Origin of the sequence: Aquimarina mytili (assembly GCF_016735115.1) — a bacterium.
In the GTDB taxonomy this organism is placed as follows: domain Bacteria; phylum Bacteroidota; class Bacteroidia; order Flavobacteriales; family Flavobacteriaceae; genus Aquimarina; species Aquimarina mytili.
In genome coordinates this window covers 274,446-299,433 of record NZ_JAERQJ010000006.1, presented here as the reverse complement: position 1 = coordinate 299,433, position 24,988 = coordinate 274,446, and the positions used below count along the sequence as shown (strand labels likewise).

The 24,988-nt window shown below is 33.9% G+C and carries 21 protein-coding genes; 14 read left to right on the top strand and 7 right to left on the bottom strand.

The genetic code is table 11. The annotated features are described in order from the left end of the window. Positions 1-3: 3 nt before the first annotated feature. Together JJQ60_RS15910 and JJQ60_RS15905 are read right to left on the bottom strand one after the other, a co-directional pair. Complete coding sequence (locus tag JJQ60_RS15910; RefSeq protein WP_201922452.1) at positions 4-801, bottom strand: glycosyltransferase family 2 protein; 798 nt, start codon at positions 799-801, stop codon at positions 4-6. Further along, positions 801-1,907: a glycosyltransferase gene (locus JJQ60_RS15905; protein ID WP_201922449.1), complete on the bottom strand. Its 1,107-nt coding sequence runs from the start codon at positions 1,905-1,907 to the stop codon at positions 801-803. The genes JJQ60_RS15910 and JJQ60_RS15905 overlap by 1 nt, the downstream gene beginning before the upstream one ends. Positions 1,908-2,003: 96 nt before the next feature. Here JJQ60_RS15905 and JJQ60_RS15900 point away from each other — a divergent pair, with 96 nt between their 5' ends. From JJQ60_RS15900 to JJQ60_RS15870, 7 genes are all read left to right on the top strand, one after another. Further along, positions 2,004-2,990: a glycosyltransferase gene (locus JJQ60_RS15900; protein ID WP_201922446.1), complete on the top strand. Its 987-nt coding sequence runs from the start codon at positions 2,004-2,006 to the stop codon at positions 2,988-2,990. Continuing rightward, positions 2,990-3,559 (top strand): L-threonylcarbamoyladenylate synthase, encoded by a 570-nt coding sequence (locus JJQ60_RS15895; protein WP_201922441.1) that lies wholly within the window; start codon positions 2,990-2,992, stop codon positions 3,557-3,559. Before JJQ60_RS15900 ends, JJQ60_RS15895 begins: the two co-directional genes overlap by 1 nt. A gap of 101 nt (positions 3,560-3,660) precedes the next feature. Next, the gene (locus JJQ60_RS15890) at positions 3,661-5,088 is read left to right on the top strand and encodes a CCA tRNA nucleotidyltransferase (protein ID WP_201922425.1); all 1,428 of its coding nucleotides are present in this window, start codon (positions 3,661-3,663) and stop codon (positions 5,086-5,088) included. Positions 5,089-5,207: 119 nt separating this feature from the next. Continuing rightward, positions 5,208-6,224, top strand: coding sequence for a COX15/CtaA family protein (locus JJQ60_RS15885; protein ID WP_201922421.1), 1,017 nt, complete (start codon positions 5,208-5,210; stop codon positions 6,222-6,224). Between the two features lie 41 nt (positions 6,225-6,265). Further along, a complete protein-coding gene (locus JJQ60_RS15880; protein ID WP_201922418.1) occupies positions 6,266-6,775 on the top strand; it encodes an IS1096 element passenger TnpR family protein in 510 nt (169 codons plus the stop codon). Positions 6,776-6,857: 82 nt separating this feature from the next. After that, positions 6,858-7,916 carry a nucleoid-associated protein gene (locus JJQ60_RS15875; RefSeq protein WP_201922416.1) on the top strand — a complete coding sequence of 353 codons (1,059 nt, stop codon included), beginning with the start codon at positions 6,858-6,860 and terminating at the stop codon, positions 7,914-7,916. An 8-nt stretch (positions 7,917-7,924) separates the two neighbouring features. Further along, positions 7,925-8,698, top strand: coding sequence for a sulfite exporter TauE/SafE family protein (locus JJQ60_RS15870; protein ID WP_201922413.1), 774 nt, complete (start codon positions 7,925-7,927; stop codon positions 8,696-8,698). A gap of 19 nt (positions 8,699-8,717) precedes the next feature. Here the strand turns inward: JJQ60_RS15870 and JJQ60_RS15865 are convergent, their stop codons facing one another. Then, positions 8,718-9,413, bottom strand: coding sequence for a hypothetical protein (locus JJQ60_RS15865; RefSeq protein ID WP_201922410.1), 696 nt, complete (start codon positions 9,411-9,413; stop codon positions 8,718-8,720). A 56-nt stretch (positions 9,414-9,469) separates the two neighbouring features. Then, a complete protein-coding gene (locus JJQ60_RS15860; protein ID WP_201922407.1) occupies positions 9,470-10,537 on the bottom strand; it encodes a hypothetical protein in 1,068 nt (355 codons plus the stop codon). Positions 10,538-10,684: 147 nt separating this feature from the next. Between JJQ60_RS15860 and JJQ60_RS15855 the strand changes: the two genes are divergently transcribed. From JJQ60_RS15855 to JJQ60_RS15830, 6 genes are all read left to right on the top strand, one after another. Continuing rightward, positions 10,685-11,584 (top strand): ABC transporter ATP-binding protein, encoded by a 900-nt coding sequence (locus tag JJQ60_RS15855; RefSeq protein WP_201922404.1) that lies wholly within the window; start codon positions 10,685-10,687, stop codon positions 11,582-11,584. A gap of 4 nt (positions 11,585-11,588) precedes the next feature. Further along, positions 11,589-12,425, top strand: a complete 837-nt coding sequence (locus JJQ60_RS15850; protein WP_201922402.1) for an ABC transporter permease — start codon at positions 11,589-11,591, stop codon at positions 12,423-12,425. Between the two features lie 27 nt (positions 12,426-12,452). Next, on the top strand, positions 12,453-15,281 hold the full coding sequence (locus tag JJQ60_RS15845) for a T9SS type B sorting domain-containing protein (protein ID WP_201922399.1): 2,829 nt from the start codon (positions 12,453-12,455) through the stop codon (positions 15,279-15,281). A gap of 49 nt (positions 15,282-15,330) precedes the next feature. Then, positions 15,331-17,337 (top strand): excinuclease ABC subunit UvrB, encoded by a 2,007-nt coding sequence (uvrB, locus tag JJQ60_RS15840; protein ID WP_201922396.1) that lies wholly within the window; start codon positions 15,331-15,333, stop codon positions 17,335-17,337. 36 nt (positions 17,338-17,373) lie between these two features. Next, entirely contained in the window at positions 17,374-18,393 is a 1,020-nt protein-coding gene (locus JJQ60_RS15835; RefSeq protein WP_201922393.1) for an adenosine deaminase, read from the top strand. A 118-nt stretch (positions 18,394-18,511) separates the two neighbouring features. Next, positions 18,512-18,856 carry a 5-carboxymethyl-2-hydroxymuconate Delta-isomerase gene (locus JJQ60_RS15830; RefSeq protein ID WP_201922390.1) on the top strand — a complete coding sequence of 115 codons (345 nt, stop codon included), beginning with the start codon at positions 18,512-18,514 and terminating at the stop codon, positions 18,854-18,856. Positions 18,857-18,929: 73 nt separating this feature from the next. Here JJQ60_RS15830 and JJQ60_RS15825 read toward each other — a convergent pair whose 3' ends face one another. Then, complete coding sequence (locus JJQ60_RS15825) at positions 18,930-21,089, bottom strand: molybdopterin-dependent oxidoreductase (protein WP_236669147.1); 2,160 nt, start codon at positions 21,087-21,089, stop codon at positions 18,930-18,932. A gap of 141 nt (positions 21,090-21,230) precedes the next feature. Between JJQ60_RS15825 and JJQ60_RS15820 the strand changes: the two genes are divergently transcribed. Beyond that, the gene (locus JJQ60_RS15820) at positions 21,231-21,656 is read left to right on the top strand and encodes a hypothetical protein (protein ID WP_201922387.1); all 426 of its coding nucleotides are present in this window, start codon (positions 21,231-21,233) and stop codon (positions 21,654-21,656) included. 65 nt (positions 21,657-21,721) lie between these two features. Here the strand turns inward: JJQ60_RS15820 and JJQ60_RS15815 are convergent, their stop codons facing one another. Both JJQ60_RS15815 and JJQ60_RS15810 read right to left on the bottom strand, forming a co-directional pair. Then, positions 21,722-22,261 (bottom strand): DUF1569 domain-containing protein, encoded by a 540-nt coding sequence (locus JJQ60_RS15815; protein WP_201922384.1) that lies wholly within the window; start codon positions 22,259-22,261, stop codon positions 21,722-21,724. A 26-nt stretch (positions 22,262-22,287) separates the two neighbouring features. Continuing rightward, on the bottom strand, positions 22,288-24,672 hold the full coding sequence (locus tag JJQ60_RS15810; RefSeq protein WP_201922382.1) for a TonB-dependent receptor: 2,385 nt from the start codon (positions 24,670-24,672) through the stop codon (positions 22,288-22,290). Between the last annotated feature and the right edge of the window lie 316 nt (positions 24,673-24,988).

Sequence of the window (24,988 nt, the reverse complement as noted above, 5' to 3'; positions counted from 1 at the left end):
TTATTAATTATTAAGGTATTTATCAATTCCGTCTTCGCACCAAATCAATGCCTTTTCTTTTGAAAGTTGTTGAATTCTATCATTTTCTTGAACTTTATCCCTAGATTTTTCAGAATGCCATATATGGTAAACAATCCCCCTGTACCGAAGTCTTCTACCGACACAACCATTATTTAGCATTCTCACAATCAACTCACTATCCTCTCTACCCCAACCTTCTATAGATTCATTATAGCCATTAACTTTTATAACATCTTCTCGCCAAAACGATATATTACATCCTCTTATTTTTTTAGAGAGTTTTGATTTTGGTGTAAAAAGATAACCAAAAATTGGTATTCGCAAAGCTCTTGTTCTTTTTTTAATACCCTTTGACAAAAAATTAAAAGATATTTTTTGTTTTTTGAATAATACAGGTAAATAATCTTTTTGGATATTTACTCGAGATCCATAAAGAAAAACATCTTTTTTTATAAAATCTAAATGGTCTTTAATAAAATCTCTATGCATAATGCAATCGCCATCAACCTCGATAATATAATCCGCATTTGTAGACGCTATCGCTTTATTTAAAACTTTTCCTTTTCTAAACCCTAAATCCTCATGCCAAACATGATTAAGCGGTATTGATACTTGTTCTCTAAACTTTTCTATAATTAGCTTTGTTTCATCACGAGAACCGTCATCAGCTATTAAAACTTCGTTGGTCATTATACTTTGGTTTGCTACACTCTTTAAAACTAACTCAAGTGCTTCAGGCCAATTATATGTTGATATGATAAGTGCTGTTTTAACCTTCATCAAACAATTTCTTTATATACATTAAATGTATTCATCCCTAAATGCTTGGCTGTGTAAGAGTTTACAAATTTATTATAAGAGATCTTCACAAAAGAATTTCTTAACACATCATCATTAAGCAATTGCAATACTTTTTCGCCAAGAACTCTATAATCGCTAATTGGAGCTACATACCCATTTACACCGTCTTCTATGGCCTCACTTACTAATCCTACATTAGTCGAAACCACAGGTACTTTCTTATAAAATGCCTCTAAAACAGTTGTGGGTCCACCTTCTCGTTCTGAAGTCATAAGATATACATCAAATTGAGGTAAAATTGAAGATGCTTCATTTTTAAAACCTACAAACGATATATAATCATGTAAACCATATTCAGAAACCATATCTTTAAGTTCTTGAGAACGTTTTGAAAATTCTCCAATTTGTACCAAATGTATATCTGTAGTATTTTCTTTATTCACCAATATATCTAATGTTTTTATTAAAGTTTTTAGATCTTTGGCCTTTGTATGATTTGCAATATTACCAATGATTTTGGTATCTTTTTCAATATTCAATTCTTTTCTAAGATCATATGAAGAAGTCATTTCGTTGTTTTCTTTATGTACCTTAACACCATCATATACTACACAAAGTTTGTGATGATTTTTAGCGTATAAAACACCTTTAAAATAATCAGAAACAATTTCAGACACACATAAAACTTTATGAATATTCTTATAATTATACTTAAGCTTACTTAAAAAACTAACACTGCTTCCTATACCTTTCTTTGAAAACACAGCTTTTACTTTAAGCCCATAAAAAAGATCTGTAATCATATACCCCGTAACCGCATTACTTGTATGCAGATGAAGAAGATCAAACTGATGCTCTTTCACAGCACTATTAAGCAATTTTCTATAAGCTTTCTTACGAGATTTTATATTAGGAATTGAAATAATAGCAATATTTTGGTCCTTAATTTTTTCAATCAAAGGTGTATTTTCATAACAAAACAAGAACTGTTCAACTCCGTATGAGTTTAGTTCTTCTACCAAATATAACAATTGCTGTTCGTTACCTCCCCAACTAGTGGCTCCAGAAACGTGTAAAACTTTCATAAATTATCGTATAGATATATCGACAAATATATAGTAATTTAGATTTTTATTTGGGATAACAAAAAAATAACATTCAACAAAAATTTTAAACGAAAAATGAAAATACTTATCGAAGATAGAACCGCTACTCTCCCTGCAAAAAAATACGGTGGTACCGAGCGCGTTATTTGGGGATTAGGCAAGGAGCTGGTTAAGATGGGGCACAAGGTATATTTTTTAGCAAAAAAAGGTTCTTATTCTGATTTTGCAACAGTAATACCATATGATGAGGAAAAAGATTTTCAGAGCCAGGTACCAGAAGATGTTGATGTTGTTCATCTTTTTTATTCCTTACATGAAACTATTGGCAAACCCTACATTTTTACAATGGAAGGTAACCCAGCTCCAGAAAGAGTATTAGATAAAAACATGGTTTTTGTATCTAAAAATCATGCAAAAAGATATGGTTCAACAGCATTTGTATATAATGGAATTGACTGGGATGATTATCCTGATCCAGATTTGAATAGTAATAGAACCTATCTTCACTTTCTGGCAAAAGCATCCTGGAAAGTAAAAAACCTATTCGGAACTGCAAAAATCGCCTTAAAATCTGGAAATAAACTTCATGTTATGGGAGGAAACAGATGGGAATCTCGCAATATCAAAAGAGGATTAAAATATATTCTAAATCCGAATATCATTTTTCATGGAATGGTTGAAAATGATGTTAAAATGAAAGTTGCGCAAAATTCAAAGGCATTAGTTTTTCCGGTAACCTGGCATGAACCATTTGGTATTGCTATTACAGAAAGTATGTATGCCGGTTGTGCAGTATTTGGAACCAAAAATGGTTCTTTAGCCGAATTAATTACACCAGAAGTTGGTTTTACAGGAAACAATTCTGATGAAATTGCTAAGGCCATCAAAGAATTTGATTACGATCCGAAACGATGTCATGACCACGCCGTTAAATATTACAACTCCAAAGTTATGACCGAAAAGTATTTGAAGCTGTATGAAAAAGTAATTTCTGGAGAAACTATAAATACTGAAACTCCAAAATATATCGAATCAGAAAACACAATTCCAAAATTTAAATAATGGCTGATCAAATCATAGAAATAGAAAAAGCGATTACAGTATTAAAAAGAGGCGGTATAATACTATACCCCACAGATACTGTTTGGGGAATTGGTTGCGATGCTACTAATGCTGAAGCTATTGATAAAATATATGCGCTTAAGCAGAGAGCAGAAAGTAAATCTATGATCTGCCTAGTTAGTGATTTTAAAATGTTGCAACAATATGTTGAAGAAGTTCCCGAAGTAGCTTATGACATCTTAAAATATGCAACAAAACCCACAACTATTATCTATGACCGCCCTTTAAGAGTTGCCGAAAATATAATTGCAGAAGACAATACATTGGGTATTCGCGTTGCTCGAGATCCCTTTTGCGGAAAATTGATACGAAAACTTAAAAGGCCCATAGTTTCTACTTCAGCAAATATTAGTGGAGCTCCTACTCCAAAAAATTTTAAAGAAATATCTGCCGCCATTTTGGAAGGCGTTGACTATGTCGTAAATTTGCCCCTGCAAAATAAAGGTGCAAAACCTTCTTCAATTATTAAAATTGGAAGTAATAGCACTGTAAAAATTATCAGGAAGTAAATTCTATCGAGGTAAGTCCGCAAGGCATCGGTTGGAAAATAATTTTAATTTCGAGGCAAGCCTCGAAACATTTAAATCTCGATGATCGAGTAAATTGATACATGTCGGAAGCTAAAAATTATAAAGAAGCCCTACAACATCCTATTTTTAAGACTATTGCAAAAGCAGCTACTAATCTTCAACTAGATAGTTATGTTATTGGAGGATATGTAAGAGATCATATCCTACAAAGAGGGACTGCAAAAGATATCGATATTGTCGCTGTAGGTAGTGGTATAAAACTAGCTAAAGAGGTTTCTAGTCTTTTACCTAAGCAACCAAAAGTACAGGTTTTTAAAACCTATGGCACCGCAATGCTCAAAACTGATGAAATCGAAGTTGAGTTTGTTGGCGCCCGCAAGGAATCGTATTCCGAAGATAGTCGCAACCCCATTGTAGAAAACGGCACATTACAAGACGATCAGAACAGAAGAGACTTTACTATAAATGCTCTTGCATTAAACTTATCATCAGAAAATTTTGGAGACATATTAGATCCATTCGAAGGATTAGAGGATCTGAAATCCAAAATAATTCGTACGCCTTTAGATCCAGACATCACCTATTCTGATGATCCGCTACGAATGATGCGCGCTATACGCTTTGCAACACAATTGGGGTTCAAAATTGAAGAAAAATCGTTACAAGCTATCTCTAGAAACAAAGATCGAATCAAGATCATTACTAAAGAACGAATTGTAGATGAGCTTAACAAAATTCTATTGAGCAATAAACCATCAATAGGATTTAAATTACTAGAAAAAACTGGGCTTCTAACATTCATACTTCCAGAACTTATTGCTCTTAAAGGCATAGACGAAATTGAAGGACAACGCCATAAAGATAATTTTTACCACACCTTAGAAGTAGTTGATAATATTTCAGAAAACACGGAAGATTTATGGTTACGATGGGCTGCATTATTACATGATATTGGTAAAGCCCCAACTAAAAAATTTAGTAAAAAAGTAGGTTGGACTTTCCATGGACATGAATTTGTAGGTTCAAAAATGGTGTTTAAATTATTTAAACGTTTAAAAATGCCGTTGAATGACAAGATGAAATTTGTTCAGAAAATGGTATTAATGAGTTCGCGCCCTATAGCAATTGCAAGCGATGTTACAGATTCAGCAGTAAGAAGATTAGTATTTGATGCTGGAGATTATATTGATGAATTAATGACACTTTGCGAAGCTGATATCACAACCAAAAACCCAAAAAAATTCAAGAAATATCATAACAATTTTAAGATTGTACGACAAAAAATGGTTGAAGTTGAAGAACGAGACCACATTCGTAATTTCCAACCGCCTGTTAGTGGAGAAGAGATCATGAAAACATTTAAAATCAAACCTTCTCGTGAAATCGGTATTATCAAAGAAGCTATAAAAGAAGCTATTCTAGAGGGAGATATTCCAAATGAGCACGATGCCGCATATCAATTTATGCTACAAAAAGGAAAAGAGTTAGGGTTGATGGTTGATGGTTGATGGTTGATGGTTGATGGTAAAAGTAGATATTTTACTTTTTTGGGTAAGACTCAAATATAAATAATATAGAAAAGGGAATAAATAGATTTCCGCCCTTTCGGAAATGATATAGTGCATTTATGAAAAAAGACAATAAAAAAGTAATATACTGGCTTCTCACTGGATGTTTCTTAATTTTTATAATGGTTGTTGTCGGAGGAATTACAAGACTTACACATTCTGGATTATCCATTTCAAATTATAAATTAATTTCGGGTACTATTCCACCAATGAATGAAACCGAATGGAATGAGGCTTTTGAACTCTATAAGCAATACCCAGAATATCAAAAAATAAACAATCAATTTACGCTTCAGGATTTTAAAGATATTTATTTCTGGGAGTGGTTACACCGAGTTATTGGAAGGTTTATCGGAGTGGTATTTATGCTACCTTTCGTATATTTTTTGTTAACCAAACAACTTACACGATCGACCATAAAAAAATCCATTATATTGATGCTTTTAGGAGGTTTTCAAGGGTTTTTAGGATGGTTTATGGTTAAAAGTGGATTGGTAGACAGGCCAGATGTAAGTCATTATAGACTTGCCATGCACCTAACTGCAGCATTTATAACCTTTGCTTATACTTTTTGGGTCGCCTTAGATCTTATATATCCTGATAAAAAAGAGGTTGATCAAAAATTCAGAAATCTAATACGCTGGGGACTGGCATTACTTTTAATACAAATAGTCTATGGAGCTTTTGTTGCAGGGCTTGATGCTGGTTTTCTACATAACCATTGGCCTCTAATGAATGATGGGCAATTAATTCATGAATCTGTATACATAGAACAATCTCCTCTTATCAAAAATTTTATCGAAGGAAAAAGTGGAGTACAATTTATACATCGATATCTTGCTTATATCGTAGTCGGGTTCATTATTTTTATTTGGTATCGAAGTAAAAAAATTGAAAAAAGCACTCTGCAAACCAACTCTATAAACACTCTACTGATTATTGTGTGTATTCAGTTTTTACTGGGGATTTTCACCTTACTTTATAGGGTGCCAATTACCCTAGGAGTACTACATCAAGTTGTTGCATTTTTCTTACTTGGGGCAATGACTTTTTCATTACACCGTTTTAGTAAATAACAACCCATTTATAGTATCTTTGCAAATCAAAATATTCAACAATGATTTACCGTTTCAGAATTATACTGGACACTGAAGAAGATGTCTTTAGAGATATTGAAATAGAACAAGAAGCTACCTTAGAGCAATTTCATAACGTAATTACGCAATCTTTTGGTTTTGATGGTACAGAGATGGCATCTTTTTATATAAGTGATGATCAATGGAATCAAGGTGAAGAGATTTCATTATTTGATATGAGTGACGGAAACCAACCCGTTAGATTAATGAATGAAACTACCCTTATAGATATAGTTCATGAGGCATCTCCTAAATTGATTTACATCTACGATTTCTTAAGTATGTGGACATTTTTGGTAGAGCTTGCAGAAATAGCAGAATATGAAAGTGGAATGGAATATCCTAATGTAATGTTTGTACATGGACAATTACCAGATCAAGCTCCTGATAAAGAGTTTAAAGCCGATCAGTCTGATGAAGAAAGTGATGGAGAAAGTTTTATGGATCTGGATGAATATGATGATCTCGGGTTTGATGAAAATTGGAATTAAACTCAATTGCCTATAATCAAGAAGTATTGAAGTAATAAAACTAAGTAACTTGGTCGCTTTGCGCCTTTGAAACTCAAAAAATATGATTAACCTATACAGCACCCAAATCGAATCACTTTCGGTTCATAAAATCGGAAATAAAAATAAAGGTGAGAGCATATTCCTATCAGAATCTCCATATTCAATTAATGATGAATTAACGGCGATCCTAAAAGAATATTTCTTTAAACCTTTTAGAGAAAAAGAAGAAAACTACTTTCAATTTGCAAATGAAGTAAATGTAGAATTTAATCCATTGTATAAGATTGTAACCGAGATTTTTGAAAACCCATCTTCTGTTCATGAAAAATCTAAGCGAATTGCTTCATTATTGTATGAACAATCTCAACATCCACATATCAAAAGTGGTGAGGTATACGTTACCTATCTTGACAATGTGACTATTGATAATGAAAAAGTTGCAGCACTGGGTATTTTTAAATCAGAATTAAAACATGATTTCCTTCAGTTTGAAGAAAAAGAATCTAATCTGGAGTTGCTAATACAGCAAGGAGTTAACCTCAACAAACTCGATAAAGGATGCCTAATTTTTAATCATAAAAAAGAAGAAGGGTATAAAATTTTATCGGTAGACTCTAACCGTTATGATACAAAATATTGGTTAGAACATTTTTTAGGTGTTGAAGCTTTTGCCGATGAGAATTTTTACACCAAAAAGTACATGAAGTTTTGCCAGGATTTTGCAAAAGATGTAGTCCTACCCGCCGAAGATAAAAAAGAAGAAGTGATGTTTATGAATCGGGCTGTAAACCACTTTGCAAAGAATGACGAATTTGAAGAAACTGCATTTTTAAACGAAGTAATCGATAATCCAGATTTAATCCCCGAGTTTAAACATTACAAAGAAGAAAAAGCACCAAAATATCAAATCGAGGACCTTACCACTTTTCCTATTGCGAATAATGCCGTTACCGCTGCTCGTAAAAAAATGAAAAACGTTATCAATCTGGATACCAATGTGCAAATTAAAATGGATTTTATAAATCCCGAATCTGCAGAAAAATTTGTGGAAAAAGGTTGGGATGAAGAAAAACAAATGTATTACTACCTCGTCTATTTTAATAAAGAACAAAAAACATAATACAAAACATGGATTTTGTTTTCATTGGCATTGTTGCTTCATTGGGGTCAGGATTAACCTTTTTTTCGGGCTTCGGTTTGGGCACATTGTTGATGCCTGTATTTGCTTTATTTTTTCCAATAGATATTGCAATTGCACTTACTGCTATAGTTCATCTACTCAACAATTTATTTAAGCTGGTTCTTATTGGCAAAAAAGCGAATTTAAAAACAGTATTTCGGTTTGGTTTACCTGCAGTTTTATTTGCCTTTCTTGGTGCGTACCTACTAGGTACTTTGACCGATATACAACCTTTATATACGTATAGAGTTTCAGACAAAGAGTATCAAATCACTGCTGTAAAAATATGTATTGCCACACTATTGATTTTCTTTTCTTTCTTTGATCTTATCCCTAAGCTAAAGAGATTAGAAATTAACACCAAATACTTACCTCTAGGTGGTGCTTTAAGTGGTTTTTTCGGAGGCTTATCTGGTCATCAAGGGGCATTGCGAACTGCCTTTTTGATACGGGCACAACTAAGCAAAGAAGCTTTTATTGCTACTGGAGTTTCTATTGCATGCTTTATCGATGTTTCCAGAATTTCTATATACGCCAAAGATCTATGGCAATTGCGCAATAGTTTAAACTACCCCATGCTCGTTACTGCTTCTGTAATGGCCTTTATCGGGGCATATTTTGGAAATAAATTTCTAAAAAAAATAACGATCAATACCATACAAGTAGTGGTTGGTATTTTATTGATTGTTTTTGCAATTCTTCTCGGTATTGGCATTATATGAAATAAGACATCCAACTACATTATAAGTTACTTCCACTTAACTTAAAATTACAGCCTGTACGTATCTCTACAATATGATTATTAGAAACCATTAAAAAATCACTTATTTCAAATTCTTCTAATTGTCTATTAATTGGTTTTATTTCTTCTATCAAAGTACCGCCAACCCTTACATCATCGTAATACATTAAAGAAGTTAGTTTAATCGTATCTCCTGTTTTCTTAAATACGCCTGTAGTTTTTATTAATTTCTTACCATATTCGGCATAGTCTTCATAAGTGAATAAACTTTCAACCAATTCTAAATTTTTATATCCATTTTCTTTTATGTGATGAAAGTTTTTTCGGAATTGCAGTCTCTTCGTTTTTCTTTTCCTTAAAGACTTTGTATACCTAACCTTGCTTGGATCACCAGTACTATATTCAACCATTATAGAATCTCCTTCTTTTTGAAACATGGATGCTTTATAAGCCCTATATTCAGAAATAAAGACCTTTTGATTTACTTTATAGATAAATTTAATACTTAAATCAAATTCGTTGCGAAAATCAGCGAAAGGTAATTTTGGAGGAATTTTCTCCGAATAAAAAACCAAAGCTTCAGCCTTCTCTATTCTTTCAAAAGGATAAAATTTCGGCAATTCAAAATTATTCCACATCCAAAAAAACATTATTCCGAAAAACACTAATACATAACGCCAGGATTTGATTCTCATATCAATTTAGACTTTAATAAAATCTCAACTCAAATACTTTTTGGTTTAATAACTCTTTATTTATCCAATAAGTTTTTCATATTCACATTCTCATAATTACGCCTTACAAAATCAAGAGCTGTTTTAAGTACCTCTCCCATAGAACCGCTTCGTCTAAATTTTAAATCTAATGTAAAATTATAAAGATGTTCTCGTAGTTCTTTTAAGTTTTCTTCAGTCGAAATACGATCTTCACACATACACTCTACCAAATTCTCATATCTGGATCTCGAAGCTAAAATACGTTTAGCTAATATCGAACGTTCTTCCTTTTTATATTGTTCTATCGAATTAGGCTGTAACTTTTTCATTACTACATCCACCATATCAAAGTTTTCCTTAAAAAATTGAGGTTGATATACTTTTAGTTTTCCTTCAAAACATTGTTGATCAAAATCGATCGCTCTAATTTTATATTCTACATGGTCAAAATCATGAATAGGGATAATCACATAATTATAAGACCTCATATCACCTAATAACCGCATCTGGCAGCGCTCATTAAACTTTACAAATTCTTTAGCAATTTGCGATTTTGCTTGATCGCTTAGATCCGGTAAAAAATCTTTTATAAATACATCCCCGGGTATCCCCGCAATATGTTCTTCTATCAAGGTGTTTTTATAGACTAAAAAATTGATACGATTAGGAGAAAACATATGCTCAAGTTCTAAACCATAAATACGAGAGGCATCAGCTTTCTTTACATAGATATAGGTATAATTGTCGTTTAGGATATTTCGAACTTTAATTCTAAAAGGTTTGGAGTTCCCGAAAGTACAATAGTCAATGGCATCAATATTAAGAAACTCTATAGCATCTTCATTTCCATCAGAATGAAGAATTGTATATACTTTTTTAAGACTAGATTCTATTTCAGGTCTTTCATGCTCTTCATAATATACACGAACCCACAAAGTATCCTCATCATTACTGTCATATACCACAATTGACCCAGAAAAACGCAGCAAATCATCATAAAATACAGGGATCTTAATTTTTCTATTGCACGCTTTTAAGTAGGTATCCAGCAGGTCATTTATTGGGTAAGTCGGCTTCTTTTTCGACATTAACTTTTCTTCCATAACAAACTTCTATAAGACAAGCAATTTACAAATTTCAAACCCTAAACACCAAAATGTTCAAAAAACCACAACAAACCATTTTACTTTGGATGTAACAAAAAGCCGTATTTTTCGTCTTGTTTAATATAACCGCCTAAAAAATCGCAATTGGAAACTATTCTTACACTCAATAATCTAACCAAAAAATTTGGTCCAATTACTGCCGTAAAAAACCTTTCTTTTACAATCAAAAAAGGAAATGTATATGGTATTCTTGGTCCTAATGGAAGCGGGAAATCAACAACTTTGGGTATTGTTCTCAATGTAGTTAATAGAACTTCTGGGAATTTTACATGGTTTGATGGCAACACCTCAACGCATGAGGCTCTTAAAAAAGTAGGCGCTATAATAGAGCGTCCTAATTTTTATCCGTATATGACCGCTGCTCAAAATCTAAAACTAGTATGTCAAATCAAAGAAGTTTCTTCTGCAAAAGTTGAAGAAAAATTGGAAATTGTAGGTTTACTAGATCGTAAAGACAGTAAATTCAGAACATTTTCTCTTGGGATGAAACAGCGACTTGCAATTGCTTCGGCATTATTAAATGATCCCGAAATCTTAATTCTTGATGAACCTACTAACGGTTTAGATCCCCAAGGAATACATCAAATCAGAGAGATTATAAAAAAAATTGCTTCAAAAGGAACTACCATTCTACTTGCCTCTCACCTGCTTGATGAAGTAGAGAAAGTATGTAGTCATGTCGTCATTATAAGAAAAGGAGTAAAATTATATTCTGGCCCAGTTGATGAAATGAATGCAAGCTATGGATTCTTCGAATTAAAGAGCAATCAAAACTCTATTCTCAAAAAATGGATATCTGATCATAAAGACTTCAAAAATTATAAAGAAGAAGGAGATAAGATCATTGCTTTCTTAGCACATGAATTAGATGAAGAAAGTCTTAATAGACAATTATTTAAAGAGGGAATTGTACTGACTCATCTCGTAAAAAGAAAAGAAAGCCTAGAAGAACAATTCTTACAACTTACCAACAACTTAAACTAAATCAATGTTACGATTACTTAATATAGAATTTCAAAAATTCAGATACAATAAAGCCGCCAAAGTAATTACAATAACATACTTTGTCCTCTTTACTTTTATAGCTTTAATTGCCTCAATAGAATTTAACTTTGCAGGTATTAAATTTAGAATTGCTGACCAAGGGATTTTCAACTTTCCATATATTTGGCATTTTACTACATATATAGCATCGTGGGCTAAGCTTTTTCTAGCTATTGTTATTGTTTCTATGATGGCAAATGAGTATAGCCATCGAACTCTAAAACAAAATTTAATTGATGGACTTAGCAAAAAGGAGTTTATTGGATCCAAATTTTTGACCGTTATTGTCTACGCCTTAGCATCGACATTGTTTTTGTTTACTGTATCTCTTATTCTAGGACTCAGTTTCTCTGATTACAACGAATTTTCGATCGTTTTCTCAGATTTAGAATATGTGTTAGCATACTTTACCAAGCTCATGGGCTTTTTTGCTTTTTGTATGTTTTTAGGAGTTCTGGTTAAACGTTCTGCCTTTGCTCTAGGTTTTTTGTTTATTTGGTGGATTATCGAAAATATCGTTTACGCTCTATTAAAGTTTAAAATATTTAAAGGGACACAAATAGCAGATAATATTGTTCAATTTTTTCCTTTAGAATCAATGAGCAATCTTATTATTGAACCATTTAGTCGATTAAATTTCATACAATCTGCTGCAAATCAACTTGGTGAAAATTTTCAAAAAGACTATCTAGTGCATTGGTATGAGGTTTTAATTGTGATGGTATGGACAGCGATTTTTGTCATTCTTTCGTATCGATTGCTTAAAAAGAGAGATTTATAATATCTTTAGAGCTTGATAGTGTGCTCAATGAGATATTTATATGTCCTCTTTTTTATCGGTTTACTCAGTACTACTCCAGTCATAGGCCAAGGAGAAGCCAACAACTGGTACTTTGGACAAAATGCAGGGATTAGTTTTAACACCACCCCACCTACAGCACTTACCAATGGACAAGTAAACACATTAGAAGGGTGCACAACAATATCTGATGCTACGGGTAGTTTACTTTTTTATACTGATGGAATCACCGTTTGGAATAGGTTTCATAATATTATGCCTAATGGTACTAATCTTAAGGGAGATCCATCTAGTACTTCATCTGCTTTGATCGTTCCTCAACCTAATAACCCAAACCTGTATATTATTTTTACAGTTGATGAGCCTCATCATTTTAACGCAGACAATGATGCTTCTACTACTGATGGAGATGGCATTAACGATGGATTCATGTACTCTGTTGTTGATATCACTTTGGATGGAGGAAATGGAGATGTACTGAATTCTCAAAAGAATATTCCTCTAATCACTTATGACACATCCAATAACCTGGAAAGCCAATATAAATGCTCAGAGAAAATTACAGCTGTGAAAAGTGATGATTGTGATTCGTTTTGGGTTATTACACATTTTGTAGATACATTTTATTCGTTTAGAATTAGTTCAACAGGTGTAGATCCTACTCCAGTCACCTCAAAAATTGGTGTTACAGTTCCTGCTTCGGGATATCGTCGTAACGCACTTGGTTATATCAAAGCATCGCCAGAAGGTGATAAATTAGCTGTAGCACACTTTGGATTTTCGAATATACCTGGTGGAGATGCCAATGGGAAAGTTCTTATATATGACTTTGACAATGTTACAGGTCAAATTACTAATGAAATTGAACTAAGTAATATTGATTCTCCTTACGGAATAGAATTCTCTCAAACAGGACAACGGCTATATGCTACATATGATATTGGACCTGCTGGTAATGGACAAAGTTATATGGTGCAATATGATCTATCATTGCCCGATAATCAAATTGCTTCAAGCGGAACAAGAATTCAGAATCAACTTAATCAGCAAACCTCTTCATTTGCTGCAGGTGCCATACAATTAGGACCTGATGGCAAAATTTATCGTTCATTATTTGATATTATTAACCAAACCGGAAGCCACTTAGGCGTAATAGAAAATCCCGAAGATTTGGCATCAGTACTAATCTATAATGAAAGAGGTGTATTAGTCAATACCGATGGAATTAGATTTCCGTTGTTGGGGCTTCCACCCTTCATTCAATCTATTTTTGCACAAACGATTGATATTATAAACAATGGAGACCCAAATAATGTAAATTTACCTCTTTGTGAAGGAGACACCTATCAATTGTCTTATCCCAATATTCCCACAGCAACGTATACTTGGTTTGTAGATAATGTTCAAATAGCAAATACCAACAATTTCTTGGACATAACTACCACAGCAAATTATAGATTAGAAGTCGACTTAAATGATGGTAGTTGTCCTCTTATCGGTGTGGCAAATGCAACTTTTTATGAAGTGCCGGCAAATATTCCTTCAACGTTAATACAATGTGATGCTTATCAAACCATAGGAGACAATATTACACTGTTTGATTTAAGCTTTGCGAATAATCAACTCACTGGAGGTAACAGCAATTTTTCAACACAATTTTTTCTAGACATGCCCTCGGCACAAGCCGGATCTCCAGAAATTACAAATATCAATACGTTTCAAAACAACCAAAACAATCAACAGATATATGCCAGAGTAATAAACAATAATAACACAAACTGTTTTAGCATCTCAACACTTACATTACAAGTGAGTACAACCAGTGTAAATGATGTAGAACTAAGGGCATGCGATGATGATGGAAACGAGGATGGTTTTACAACTTTTAATCTTTCTGAAGCCAACCCGCAAATACTCTTTGGGATTCCAACCCCTGGATTGATTGTTCGTTATTTTGAAAGCCCAGAAGATGCGTTACTCAATATAAACCCTATTACGACCTATACCAATCCCACACAAAATTCTCAAGGAGATGATATTGTTTATGCTAAGGTCGAAAATGGTGCAGATTGCTTTGGAATTAGCACTATACAATTATTTGTAGTTTCGTTACCTGATATAGAAGATGAAGAACAATATTTTATCTGTCAAAATCAAAGTGCTATAGAAATTGATGCAGATATACAACCTAATAACATTCCAGATGATTTTACCATCTTATGGTCTACTGGAGAAACGACAGACATTATTTCGGTAGCTCAAGCTGGTATTTATACTGTAGAGGTTACTAGTAATCTAACTGGGTGTTCAAAAACCAGAACCATCGAGGTAATTGCATCTAGCATTGCTTCTATAACATCAGTAGACATTATAGATGCCATAAACAACAATATCGTTACTGTTAATGTTGAAGGATTAGGAGACTATGAATATGCCATAGAATTAGAAGGAGAAGAAAGAGTACCTTCGTATCAAGACAGTCCCACCTTTGTAGATGTTCCGCCAGGATTTCATACCGTATATGTCAGAGATAAAAATGGATGTGTTCCCATAGTTACCAAAGATATTTCAGTGGTAGGATTTCCCGGCTACTTTACACCAAACGGCGATGGTTTTCATGAAACATGGAATGTAGAAGGAATATCAACAGAGGTTATGTCGGGATCCTTAATTCTAATTTTTGATCGTTTCGGAAAGCTATTAAAACAGCTTAGAGCTGGAGGAGTTGGATGGGACGGAACCGTGAATGGTAAGCTCATGCCCGCCAGTGAATATTGGTTTAAGGTGGAGTTGGATGATGGCAGAATTCTTACCGGAAGTTTCTCTTTGATTCGATAAACATATACACAGGATTCTGTATCTTTATTCTGAAAAAGAAAGTGCATTTATGAAGTTCGAATTAGAATCAGAATTTAGCCCTACAGGAGATCAACCAGAAGCAATAAAACAGCTGGTTGAGGGAATAGAATCTAACGAAAAATATCAAACCTTATTAGGGGTTACGGGATCAGGAAAAACGTTTACTGTGGCTAATGTGGTAGAGCGAGTGCAACGACCAACATTAGTTTTAGCACATAATAAAACATTAGCAGCCCAATTGTATTCTGAATTTAAACAGTTTTTTCCAAACAATGCAATAGAGTATTTTGTCTCTTACTATGATTATTATCAACCAGAAGCTTATATCCCTACTACAGGAACGTATATAGAGAAAGATCTTTCTATAAACGATGAAATTGAAAAGCTTCGTTTGAGTGCTACATCTTCCCTCCTATCTGGAAGAAGAGATGTATTGGTTGTGGCTTCGGTTTCCTGTTTGTATGGAATTGGAAATCCAGCAGAATTTCAGAAAAACGTAATTTCTATTGAACAAGGACAATTTGTATCCAGAACAGCGTTATTGCATCGTCTTGTACAAAGCCTGTATTCGAGAACCGAAGGAGAATTTAAACATGGAAACTTTAGAATTAAAGGAGATACCGTAGATATTTTTCCTGGATATGCTGATGACGCTTTTAGAGTACATTTCTTTGGTGATGAAATTGAGGAAATTGAAGCTTTTGATGTGCAAACTAATACCATTATTGAAAAATATAATCGATTAAATATCTACCCTGCCAATATGTTTGTGACTTCTCCGGAAGTATTGCACAATGCTATTGATCAAATTGCTTTAGATTTAGGGAAACAAGTAGAATATTTTAGAGAAATAGGAAAACCATTAGAAGCCAAACGCCTTGAAGAGCGCACTAATTTTGACCTCGAAATGATCAAAGAATTAGGATATTGCTCTGGAATAGAAAACTACTCTCGCTATCTGGATGGTAGGGACCCCGGCACAAGACCGTTTTGCCTTTTGGATTATTTTCCTGATGATTATTTAATGGTAATCGATGAAAGCCATGTAACCATTCCTCAAACACATGCTATGTATGGTGGCGACCGATCCAGGAAAGAAAATTTAGTAGAGTTTGGTTTTAGACTTCCTGCGGCCATGGATAATAGACCCTTAAAATTTGAAGAGTTGGAAGCATTACAAAACCAGGTATTATATATTAGTGCAACACCTGCAGATTATGAACTTCAAAAAAGTGAAGGCACTTATGTAGAGCAGATTATTAGACCTACAGGCTTATTAGATCCAGAAATTGAAGTTCGTCCTAGCTTAAACCAAATCGATGACCTTATCGAAGAAATGCAAAAAAGAATTGATGTTGACGAGCGTATACTAGTGACTACACTAACCAAAAGAATGGCAGAAGAATTAACCAAATATCTTACTAGAATAGATATTCGTTGTCGATATATTCATAGTGATGTGGATACACTAGAGCGTGTTGAAATTATGCAGGATTTACGAAAAGGTATTTTTGATGTATTGATCGGGGTAAACCTACTTCGTGAAGGGTTGGATCTCCCAGAAGTGTCCCTGGTAGCAATTCTAGATGCGGATAAAGAAGGATTTCTTAGAAATCAAAGATCTTTGGTACAAACCGTTGGTAGAGCAGCAAGAAATGTTAACGGAAAAGCAATCATGTATGCTGATAAAATTACGGATAGCATGCAAAAAACGATAGATGCTACAGAGTATCGACGCGAAAAACAAATCGCATACAACACCCAGCATGGAATTACACCTAAAGCCATTAAAAAATCTCTGGATAATGCTTTGGCCGGAAAAAAAGTAGAACCTTATCAATTTGAAGCTGCTCCCTCTTTACAAGCCGCAGAAGAAGAAACAGCTTATTACACTAAGGAACAACTAGAAAATCGAATTAGAAACGTACGCAAAGAAATGGAAAAAGCCGCAAAAGAACTTGATTTCATGACAGCTGCCAGATTGCGAGATGAGATCAAGATGTTACAAGATAAAATTCAAAATCAAAAAGTGTAGTTTCTCTGCTATAATAGTATAAATATCAAACAACGCATGAATACAACTTCAATTGAAAAATTTATAGAAGGTATCCCCAAGGCAGAGCTTCATTTACATATCGAGGGAACTTTTGAACCCGAGTTAATGTTCGAAATTGCCAAAAGGAACAATAAAACGATAAAGTATTCTTCTGTAGAAGAATTAAAAGAAGCCTATAGTTTTAATAATCTTCAGGAGTTTCTTGACATCTATTATGCCGGTGCCAATGTGCTTATAGAAGAACAGGATTTTTATGATCTCACCTGGGCATATTTAACTAAGGTACACCAACAAAATGTTGTGCATGTAGAAATATTTTTTGATCCACAAACGCATACGGATCGTGGAGTTTCTTTTGATACTGTGATTAAAGGGATTTATCGTGCTCTTGAAGATGGAGAAGAACAGTTGGGAATTAGTTTTAAATTGATTATGTCTTTTTTAAGGCACCTTGACGAAGCTTCGGCTTTTAAAACACTTGAGCAGGCTTTACCTTTTAAAAAGTGGATTAGTGCTGTAGGATTGGATTCTTCGGAAGTAGGGAACCCTCCTTCTAAATTTGAACGCGTATTTGCAAAGGCAAGAGAAGAAGGATTTATTACGGTAGCACATGCAGGAGAAGAAGGACCTTCAGAATATATCTGGGAAGCATTAGACCTTCTAAAAGTTACACGAATCGATCATGGTAATCGTTGTCTAGACGATGATTCTCTAGTTAAACAACTCGTTGAAATACAGATGCCATTGACCGTATGCCCTTTATCAAATCTAGAGTTAAAAGTAGTAACCAATTTAAAAGATCACCCAATAGCTAAGATGTTAGATTTAGGTCTTTTAGCGACCGTTAACTCTGATGATCCAGCTTATTTTGGCGGATATATGAATGAAAATTATTTGGGCATTACCCGTGCACTCAATCTTTCGAAACATCAGATTACTGAGCTAGCTAAAAACAGTTTTAAGGCGAGCTGGTTATCGGATCAGAAGAAAAGAGATATGATTGCACAAATTGATACTTATTTTCAGAACAATTAACAACATACGTTTGATATATTAAAATTACGTCAGTTTGAGTGTTTTTGCATTGGCGAAAATGTATCGAAAACAAGTGATTTTCATATATCGAATTCACGTTAATTAAATATAAAAACTTATGCCACATTTCATATTAGATTGCTCAGAACATATAATTGAACTAAAATCACCTAAAAAAATTATAGAAGCTGTTTATGCCGCCGCAGAGTCTACACGTCTTTTTACTGAAGGCGATATTAAAGTAAGAATCAACCCTTTTAAATATTACACTATAGGCAGCACTCAAGACGACTTTATCCATGTGTTTGGCAATATTATGGAGGGTAGAAATGATCAACAAAAGGCCGATCTTTCCAAAAGAATCGTTAGCACACTCAAATCTATGTTTCCTGATGTCCCCATCCTTTCTATCAATATACGAGATTTTGAAAAATCATCATATTGTAATAAATCAATGGTTTAGTATATCATCTGGACAATTTTTATGATTAAAAAACCTTCCTACATGGCTCAGTAAGTAATTCTAAACCATAAGATTATGTAATAACCTTTACAATCTGCCCAGAAAATGCAGCATTACCTGTTAAGGCATCTATTCGGTTATGATCAGAAATATCATTAAAACTTACTCCAGCGGCATGTGCTTCGGCTACTTTTAATTGAGACCCTTTTCTAGTATGTCCAAATCCATGAGGGATGCTAATAACACCTGGCATCATATTTTTGGTCAACTCTATCGGAATTTTAATCTCTCCTACCCTTGATTTCACCTTAACCTCATCTTCTTCTTTGAGTCCCAATCGTTCTGCATCTTGAGTGTTCATCATTGCAGTGCATCTATTTTTTCCACTTACCAGCTTATCAACATTATGCATCCAGGAATTATTACTTCGTAAATGTCTTCTTCCAATAAGATGAAATTCATTATCAGCTAGTGCATTTTTCCCATCAGAAAACGCAACATGCAACTCCTCTAGTTGCTCTAAAAATAAAGAAGGTGCTAGATGTATTTTTTGATCTTCAGTTCTTAATAGCTTTGGGAACATAGGAACTAGTGGTCCTAGATCTATACCATGAATAGATCTTTTAATCTTCCGTAAATTGAGCCCTGTAAACAATCGTTTAATACTACTTAAATTACCATAAGGACCATTAAGTAAAGCCAGTTTTAGCAATAGTTTAGGGGTGCTAACTCTATATAATAACGGTAGTTTCTTTTTGGACAACCGTTTGGTTAGATTCTTAAAAATCTGCCAATCATGCAATTGACCATATTTTGGAGGAAATAGAGCTTCAGAAAACTTTGTCGTATTCGATACAGCAAAAGAGTTAAATATAAGATCATAATGATCTACTTCTAATCCAGTGGTTGGTGGTAAAATGATATCTGCATGTTTTGTCGTTTCATTGAGATAAATATCTATTGAAACCATAAACTCTAATTGATCTAACGCTTCATCTAAACGACCTCCATTAGGTGATGATAGTACTGGATTTCCGGCATGGGTAACTAATGCTTTGATTTGCCCTTTGCCTTTGGTAGTCATTTCTTCTACCATAGTAGATACCGGTAGTTCTCCTTGAAACTCTGGTAACCCCTGCACCCTACTTTTCCACCTATTATAAGGTTTATGTCCAACTTTATTTTTTACCATAGGTACTGCAGGGTTTGTAAACATTGCACCTCCTTCTGTATCAAAATGCCCTGTAAGAATGTTGATCAAATTAATAAGCCAGTTGCATAACCCTCCAAACTCTTGAGTGCTCACTCCCATTCTACCATACAGTACAGCTTTTTCGGTATTTACATACTCGTCAGTAATGCGTTTAATATCTTCTGCTGCAATACCTGTGATAGATGAAACACTTTCTGGTGAATATGGTGTTGCTATTGATAAGACTTTATCAAGACCTATAACATGAGAGGTTAATTTTTTAAGATTATATTTTTTTTCTGTGGTAATTATATGCAGCATAGCCAGCAGAAAATACACATCGGCACCTGGAACAATAAACAAATGCTCATCTGCCGATTTTGCAGTTTCGGTTTTTCTGGGATCAATAACAATATACTTTCCGCCACGTTGTTGAATATCTCGTAATCGTTTTTGCACACCAGCTGCAGTCATAATACTACCATTTGATGCGGATGGATTGGCCCCCATAATAATCATATAATCAGTCCTATTAATATCGGGAATTGGCACGATCATACCGTTTCCAAACATAAATTGCGAGGCAAAATGATGAGGCAACTGATCCATTGAAGTAGCGCTGAAATTATTTTTGGTTCGTATTGTTTTTTTAAAGTCTGCCACATACATCATAGCACCATAATTATGCACAGTTGGGTTTCCAAAATAAAGCCCGACTGCATCATTACCTTGTTCTTTTCTGATAGCATTAAGTCGTTTACCTACGATATCAAAAGCCTCTTCCCAACCGATTTCCACAAAGCCTGAACTAGTCTTTTTTAAAGGTTTTCGTAATCGATCAGGATCATTATACATCTCGGCAATCACTGCACCTTTGGGGCAAATACTTCCCTTACTAAATGGATCTTTTTCATCCCCTTTTACACTAAGTACTTGCTTACCGTCATGTTCTATAGCTAGGCCACACATCGCTTCACAAAAATTACAAACTCGATAGTGCATAAAAGTTTTGGATTGGGTATTTATAGAAGATGTAGTCATGTGCGTTTTGGTTTTTAGAGCGATTATTATATTACTAAAAATAAGAAAAAGTCTTTAGTATATCCTTATCGTATAGAAAATGAAGTATTGAATCTGAAAAAATTTATCTTTACGCACAATTATTTGACTTCAAAAGATACCATGGAAAAAACATTTAAAATTTTTCACTATATCAGTTTTTTACAATATCCTTTTTTGATTATTGCACTATACTATTGTTATAAGCCCATAATTTTCGAAAGTGAAGATTTTGCTTCAGATTACAATTTCGGATTATTATTTCTTGGAATCGGTTTAAGTTTTACCTCATTAGCAGATATTAAAAAACGTACTAAATTGGGAGATAGAATATTTGGAAAACCTAAAAATGCCAAACGTTGGATTATCTATTTATCCATTCTAATTGTTATAATATTTACTTTAGGTATTTTTACAATGTTCTTTACAAAACATCAGGAATTAAAAGACATTTCTGTTGGTTTACTTGTATTAGGAATTGGTATTATTGGGTTATTAAGAATGAACCTAGAAATCATCAAAACATATCAAGAAGACTGGAAAAAATGACGTCACCCCATCATATAGAGTTCTGAAAACACACTCAAGACTTCAATGAAATTTTCATTACTCATTTATTCTTTCAAGATATCTTTTACAATTTTTAAATGATGGCGGGTATGAATCTCAATAAAGCGCCTAGCTTGTTTTTTATTTAATTGATCAAAAACTGGATGCTTAAAATTTGATTTATCATCCAAAGCATCCAAACTTGTTAATTTATCCCTGGCAATAGACAATTGCGAAACAATATCATCTGTTTTTATGGTATCTGGTGGCAGAACAGACTTAGGTGATTGTGCTCTACCTCTTGGAATAAACCCAAAAGTAAACGAAAATGTACGGGCTATATTAAATCTTTTTTTATACGACTCTGGTTTTGAAGCGTGTAAAGAATCACAAATCCCATTAATTACTTTGAGGCTATGATCAAGGTGCCATGCCACGGCCACTTTTGAAACTTCTTTATTAAGACTATCTCTATGAATAAGATACTGTTCTATTCTATTTAATTCACTTGTCATAAAATTATCTTTTGAAGGTTGACTACATACACTAACGGCATATATTAGAATAAGGCTGAAGATAATACTTGTCGTTATTATTTTTTTCATGATTTCGATTCTAAATATTTATGGAGTTAAAACTGAAATCTATATCCAAAATCTGGAAAAAATCCGATCTGATCCACTTGATCTACTTGATTGGTTAATCGATTATAGCGTCGGGTAAATACGTTTTCATTACTAGTAATATTCTGTAGATCAACATAAAATTGATGCGAACGTTTTTTTGATCTGCTATTTATTTTATATCCAAATTTCACATCCCATCGAAAATAATCATCAATCTGCTCACTAAAAGCAATGTCCTCTTGCAAGATTTCAAACCCGGCCTGCTGTGAAGCTTCAAGATCAACAGGAGTAAAATATCGCCCTCCTGAAAAAGTAACCCGTGTATCGAAAAACAGTATGTCTTTTTGAGATTTCCCCATTTTAAATTCCTTTCCGGCTAAGAAATTAATTACCTGCCCATTATTAAAAGGAGTATTACGCTCTACACCATCGCTACCTTCATACTTACTTTCAAAAAAGGAAGCCGTTAACAGGCCATAATATCCTTTGCTAAAAAATTTCTCAAGGGTTAACTCAACTCCTTGATTAAATCCGGTTCCGTCGTTAATTAAGGATACACGGTCATTTTCGAATCCAAAATCGGCTCCTTCGGTTAGCGAAGAATAGCTAGAAGAGAACGATTCTACAGCAGCATTACTTATATCCTGATAATACAGTTCTACTTTACCTCTCCAACCTTTACTAATTCTCACATCATATCCCAAAACATAATGATCACTTCTTACAAATTCAAGATCTCTATTGGTTTGAACCAGCTGACCATTAACATCTTCGTTTAAAAACAATAATGGAAGAGAAACTGGTTGATGATGAACGCCATACCCCAAACTTATACGATGATTTTGTCCTACTTTATAGGATAGGCCAGCTCTAGGTTCGAAAACGAGTTGTTCATCTAATGTACTATATTGACCATGCACCCCAGCATTTAGTGTAAGATTTTTTGTAACTCTAAATTGTCCTTGTATATAAGGTTGTATAATACTTAGATCTTCATCTATATCTCTAAATGTAAATAAATCAGGATCACCATCCCCATTGTTATCAGCTTGTTCTTCACGGTCACGCTCTAGTAATTCTAAACCAAAATTTTCTACTAAAACTCCTGCTCTTAATGTGCTTTTATTACTCAATTTAGAATTAAATAAGGTAGAGAATGAGTATCGCGTTTCTCTATTGTCAGCTTCGGTATAGCGTATAATCCTTTCTTGTGGGGTATCTTTATCAATAAAGCGATCTGCTTTAAAGTCATTTGAGCTAAATGATCCGGATGCAATTGACCTTAAGAAAGCGCTTTTGCCAATATTAATCTGATGTTTTACTCCTACAACTCCAAAACCAGATTCAACAAAGGCATTTTCATCTTCGGCTGCAAAAAGATCATCCTCATCTATATCATCTCCCAAAAACTCTATATCCGAATTTCCAATAATTCCGAATAGAGAAAAGTTCCCTAATTTTCCTTTTCCAAAATCAATATTAAACGATACATCATTATAATTTGGTGTTGCCGATGTTCCTCCGGCTCCTCCTCCGATAAGGCTTATCAAAGAGTATCTTCCTGCAATCAAAAAGGAACCTTTGTTTTTTCCCAAAGGACCTTCGGCCATTGCTTCAACACCAGTAAAAACTCCAACCTGCCCGGTAAACTCATAATCATCTTGATTTCCCTTTCTAAAACCTAAATCAAACACTCCACCAATAGCATTACCATATTCTGCAGGAAATGCAGAGGTAATAAAATCTGAATTCTTCAAAAGATTCGGATTTAGTGCAGATACAGGACCACCAGTTGTACCTGCAGTCGAAAAGTGATTAGGACTAGGAATTGGAACTCCCTCTAAGCGCCATAATAATCCAACTGGTGAATTACCACGTACAACAATATCATTTCGACTATCATCTGGTGCTGATACTCCCGCAAAATTTGCTGCTAATCGACCAACATCACTTCTACCTCCAGAAAAACGCGTAACTTCTTCAACACCAAACTGACGAGCAGAAACCGACGCCAATTTGTTAATCGCTTTTGCTTTTGCATTGCTGTTAGTAATAATCACTTCATCTAACTGATCGAAAGCTTCGATAAGTGATAGATTCACGATAGCATCTTTACCAGAAGTAACTACGATATTAGGTAAAATTATGGACTCAAAACCAATATAGCTTACTCGTATTGTTTGACGCCCTACTGGAACGGCTTGTAATGAAAAATACCCATCAATATCTGTTACCACTCCGTTGGGTTGCTCTACATTTAACAATTCTATGGCAGCACCAACCAAAGGAATTTCTGACTGCTTATCGACAATAGTTCCTTTAATTATACCGGTTTGAGCATTCGTAATATATGTTATTGTAACACATAAAATAAAAACAATCTTTTTCATAATAGTATTGGATTTTGAATATTTCATTCAAAACTGCAGACTTATTAAAAAGATTGAAAATGGAATACCCTGAACCGTTAGTTTTTAACTTGAAATGACGAATCCCTGTTTTAGTATTGTTTATATTCTTTGAAAGTGATTTTTTCAAGTCAGGTTAACTTAATAACAGTTCAACTCTTAATATAACAATTGAAATTGTGTATCCATTACTTTTGACTTTCAGTTATGTATCTTTATGATACTAATAGCTCGTGTAGTTTATGATTTCAAATACATACATAAAAAAGTTTATTGTTCGCTTTCTTATTATTAACCT